We start from the raw sequence: 4066 nt of genomic DNA, 5'->3' as shown, positions 1-4066 counted from the left end.
TACTCGCCGGCCGGCAGCTGTGCCAGGGTGGTGGAGTAGGTATCGCCTGCGGCGCTCAGTACGATGTCGTTGGTGAACTCGGTGCCGCTGCCGGCGTCACGCCAGGCCAGGTGAAGATCGCCGGTAATATTGGCGCTCTCGGCGGTACTGAGGGTGGTTGCGATATCGATATCGAAGCCGAGGCTGGTGACCGTCGGCGGGGTGGTGCTGTTATCGGTATTGAACTGTTCGGTCGATGTCAGGCTGGTGCTGTGCTCATCGGCAAAGGCGCTGCCGTAGAACGCGCTGTAGTCGACGCTGCCGATGGCGGCCGGATTGGCATCCACTAGCAGGCGATCACCGGACTCGCCGCTGCGGCTGGCGTCTACCCGCTGGCCGTCGACAATGACCACCTGATCGTCACCGACAGCGGGAATGGTCCAGCTTACGCCTCGCTCGATGGTGACAGCGCCGTTGCCGACAACGATCTCGAAGGTATCCAGCGCAATGTCGTCGCTCTCACCGACGCCGGTCAGGGTGACGGTGTAGGTGCCCGCTTCCAGCGGGCTACTATCGCTGCCGAACGCCAGGCTGTAGGTACTGTAACCCAGGCCGCTGTCTACGCCTTCGACACTGGCGTTGCCACTGGCACCGTCGGCAATATCGGTGCGCTGCCAGGAGGCGGACAGTCAAGCTGCTAATAGGTTGTAGTCAACCGGCGCGGGCAGTCATCCGCCCACGCCTATTGACCTATTCAAGTTGTTAAAGAGCCAACCGGTGTTGGTACCGGCCGTTTTACTGCGTTACGTCTGTCTATCTATATCCAGAACAACCTGAGTTGATCCTCTCCTTCCAGCCGAAGGCACCGTAAAGTCTGGTACAGGTCACCTGCTGGCCGTCGGTGGCGGCGATCAGGCCATCAAGGGCGTTGTATCGGTTTTCGGTGAATGCGGTACCGGCTACATGGGCTCATAGGGTTCCGGATCCGATGCCAGTGGTTCACGGCTGAGATCAATGGTCTTATCGCTCCAGTGGATATCGAACCACTGATTGAACAACTGACGGCTTCTCGGATGGGGCCAACGGCGTTTGTCCAGAACCCATTCTTGCAGGGTGGTTTCGAACAGGTAGCGATACACGGCACCGACGACCTCTTTCTCGGGTTTGATGTCCCAGGACATTGGCAACAGGAAGGCGGTGCGGTCTTCCCATGCGAGTCTTTCGGCCTCTTCGAGGCTGCATTGGCTTTCCTTCGCCAACCATTCGATAAAGGGTTGTTTGGGGTGCAATCGCAATACGCCCCGGTTGACCGGGTAACCGGTGACGTGAATGCCAAGCAGTTTTTTGATGATTTTCGGGATCGTCATGGTCGTTGCCCCACAAGTGATATTTGGCCGGGTTACGCCACTCTGTCATGTCTTGGCATGGTTCGTTTACGTGAACATGCAAGGAAGGAGTCTGGGATATTATCTGCACCGATAGCCATCCCCGAGTGCCTGCCGAGACAGAGACGGTGTCCGGGGTTTGGCTCGGCCTAACTGCCAGTTGGCGGGCACTTTGAGCCAAAATCGGTGGCGGTGCGCTGAAAATCATCGGATTTTTGGCCCTATCTCGAACAGCGACGGTGCTTTTTCAGCAGATTTCATCGAAAAAGCACCTCAAAAATACCCGGATAGCTGTTGCCGGACATCCGGACGGGACACCCGGTTTTTGGTAGGCGGAATCCATTTTTACATTTTACGGGACACAATCCATCAATCACGCTATTGTTTGGAACTACACCTCAAGCCCCTCGGCCAGGTTTGCAAACCTACTATAGCAATCAGCTAACTGTACATTATTTGCCAAATCGCCTTCAATAAACAAACGATCCAGCCTTATGCGACCTAATATAGCATAACTATCCATAGACTTTACTTGGTTAAATATGCCTTCAAGTTCCTTCAACGCTAAAGCAGCATTTTCACTAGAAGCAGCCTCTTGTTTCAGAAGCTGTTCTAGCGATACTGCCTCAGATTTTAGCCTGTTAAGTTTATCTTCTGACACTTTATTGCCCCGTTATAAAACGATTTAAAGATTGAGCTTCTGTAAACAAATCACGTCTTGTCACTAATGTTTGAATCTCACCACCGTTTCTCAAATATTCTCCATTGTTAACTGAAAACTTTGCAATCTGGCTTTGGAAAACATCAATATCGCTTTTCGCCGTTATTGAATACAATTCAAAACTATCTGGAACTTGTGGTAATCCGAGCATTTCACCAATAGCTTGAGGACTATTAGGCAAACGCTCCAACACATCCCCTGTTACAAAATATGGGGTGGTACCACTTGGTGGTGATCCTGTTGGAACAAGTTTAAATAGCCGTTCGCCTTTCTGTAGTGATACCGTAGAAGGCAAATCAACACCAGATTCGAGCATATCCCTAGACATACGCAAAGCCCTATCTGGGGACACCCCTGCTTGCCGTAAAGATTCAAATATTTGGTTACCAACAACATAATCTCTTGGGTCACCTATTTCTAAACCTAAAGCTCTCGAAGTATTCCAGTTTACCTCTGCAGGAGAAACTAAAGCCTTGTCTGGAACAAACTGCCCGACCTTACCAACCTTACCGGCCAACGGAAGACCAACAGCAGCAGCCCCTAAGTATGCCTTTGTCTCCTCACTTAAGTCCAGAGCCTCATCGAGCCGGTATACGCCTTCACCTAACATCTGGGTGAACGGACTATTTGAAAGTTCAGTTTTAAACTGAGCAGCACTCTCAGTACGACTATCATAGAAGTCAAGTAAAGACTTCAGCTCGGCGCCGGTCCTCTCACCGGCCTGGAGATCTTTGGCAAAAGTAACAAATCCTTTACCGAACGCCGATATGGCATCGCTAAAGCCTTCAGACACAGCATCCAGTGTAATATCACCTATTACCCGTAGATAAGTTCCAGGGTTACTCAGATCTTCTTTCGGATTTTGCCCTACTTGTGGATTATAGAACTGCTCCCCGAAGTCTATTTGTGATAATGCGTAATCGAGATTTATTTCACCAGCCAGAGGATCAGTACCGTCCACCTGTGGTAAGTAGTCTACAGGATAAGATACAGCTCCGGCCTCGCCAACCCACTCCGCCGGCAGACTTCCACCATTGGCCGCGATGATCGCTTCGTAATTATCGGGCAGCGCATCCAGACGACCGCCCAGCTGCATCGCCAGGTTGTCGCCTGTCAGTGAGGCCTGGAGCCTCGGATCGAGATCGTTTACGTTTGCAATGCGCTGGTTGGGATCCGTTGTCCAGTCAAGTCCATCATTCCGTTCATTTTCAGCTTTCCGTTGGCTGGCCGTCAGCGCCTGCTCAGATGCCTGCCGTTGCGTTTGGCGATCGCTATACAAGGCATAATCTGCCAGGAAGCTGCCGAAATCCTGTGCCACTTCATTCTGCATCCAGTTCAGTGCCGCATCCTTGTCGTACAGGCTCATGGCACCACCGATAGCGGCATTCAGGCCCTGTTTTGCCAAGTGTCGCTGGATCGGGTTCGCGATTTCGTTGACACCCAATCCTGAGGTGAGTGCGGTACTCAAGGTGCCACCGACCGCTGCAACCCAATCACTCGGCTGAAGATCCCCGTCGTTACGGATGGAGGTCTCCGCCAGTTGGACCCAGGGCGTCGCATACTGCAGCGCTGTTTGGTATGTACTCAATGTCTGCAGAGCTTCCGCTGCGTTCAATGCTTCTTGAGACCCTGAAGCCAGGGCGGCTGCACCACCGGCATCAATGAAATCGCTTGACGCTTGCACTTTCGCCACATCCAGAGCTCCACCGATACCGGCGGCTGCCAGGCTGGTCCAACTGGTGATCTTGCCGTTGAGGATCAACTGCTTGCTGGCAGCACTGGCGACTCTTAGTGCCGCAACGGATACCTTGGCATATTTCGCTGTACTGCCGACCTTGGCCGCAGTCTGACCTGCCGCGCCCAGGGCCGCACTAGCCCCAGCCGTAAAAGCAGCACTTACCGCGTCGGCCGCCACCTGTTTCCAACTGAACTCGTCCTGGTAACCCAGGCCGATCAGGATGCCTTGGGATACAACCGATGC

The 4066-nt window shown here is 53.0% G+C and carries 4 protein-coding genes; all 4 read right to left on the bottom strand.

Annotation, left to right across the window (positions count from 1 at the left end; genetic code table 11):
- Positions 1 to 392, bottom strand: a 392-nt coding sequence (locus tag KQ940_RS22540) for a hypothetical protein (RefSeq protein WP_217416899.1), incomplete at its 3' end; no start/stop codon positions are given.
- A 546-nt stretch (positions 393 to 938) separates the two neighbouring features.
- Positions 939 to 1346: a hypothetical protein gene (locus KQ940_RS22535; protein ID WP_217416898.1), complete on the bottom strand. Its 408-nt coding sequence runs from the start codon at positions 1344 to 1346 to the stop codon at positions 939 to 941.
- Positions 1347 to 1755: 409 nt separating this feature from the next.
- The gene (locus KQ940_RS22530) at positions 1756 to 2025 is read right to left on the bottom strand and encodes a hypothetical protein (protein ID WP_217416897.1); all 270 of its coding nucleotides are present in this window, start codon (positions 2023 to 2025) and stop codon (positions 1756 to 1758) included.
- A 1-nt stretch (position 2026) separates the two neighbouring features.
- Positions 2027 to 4066, bottom strand: a 2040-nt coding sequence (locus tag KQ940_RS22525) for a hypothetical protein (protein WP_217416896.1), incomplete at its 5' end; no start/stop codon positions are given.

Origin of the sequence: Marinobacterium ramblicola, from assembly GCF_019084545.1 — a bacterium.
Taxonomy (GTDB): domain Bacteria; phylum Pseudomonadota; class Gammaproteobacteria; order Pseudomonadales; family Balneatricaceae; genus Marinobacterium_D; species Marinobacterium_D ramblicola.
Note: the sequence above shows the minus strand (reverse complement) of the source record. Positions and strands in the feature narration are given on the sequence as shown.

Bases quoted from the DNA above. Each gene is read 5' to 3' on its own strand.
- KQ940_RS22535 (WP_217416898.1), bottom strand. From the start codon at position 1,346: ATGACGATCCCGAAAATCATCAAAAAACTGCTTGGCATTCACGTCACC.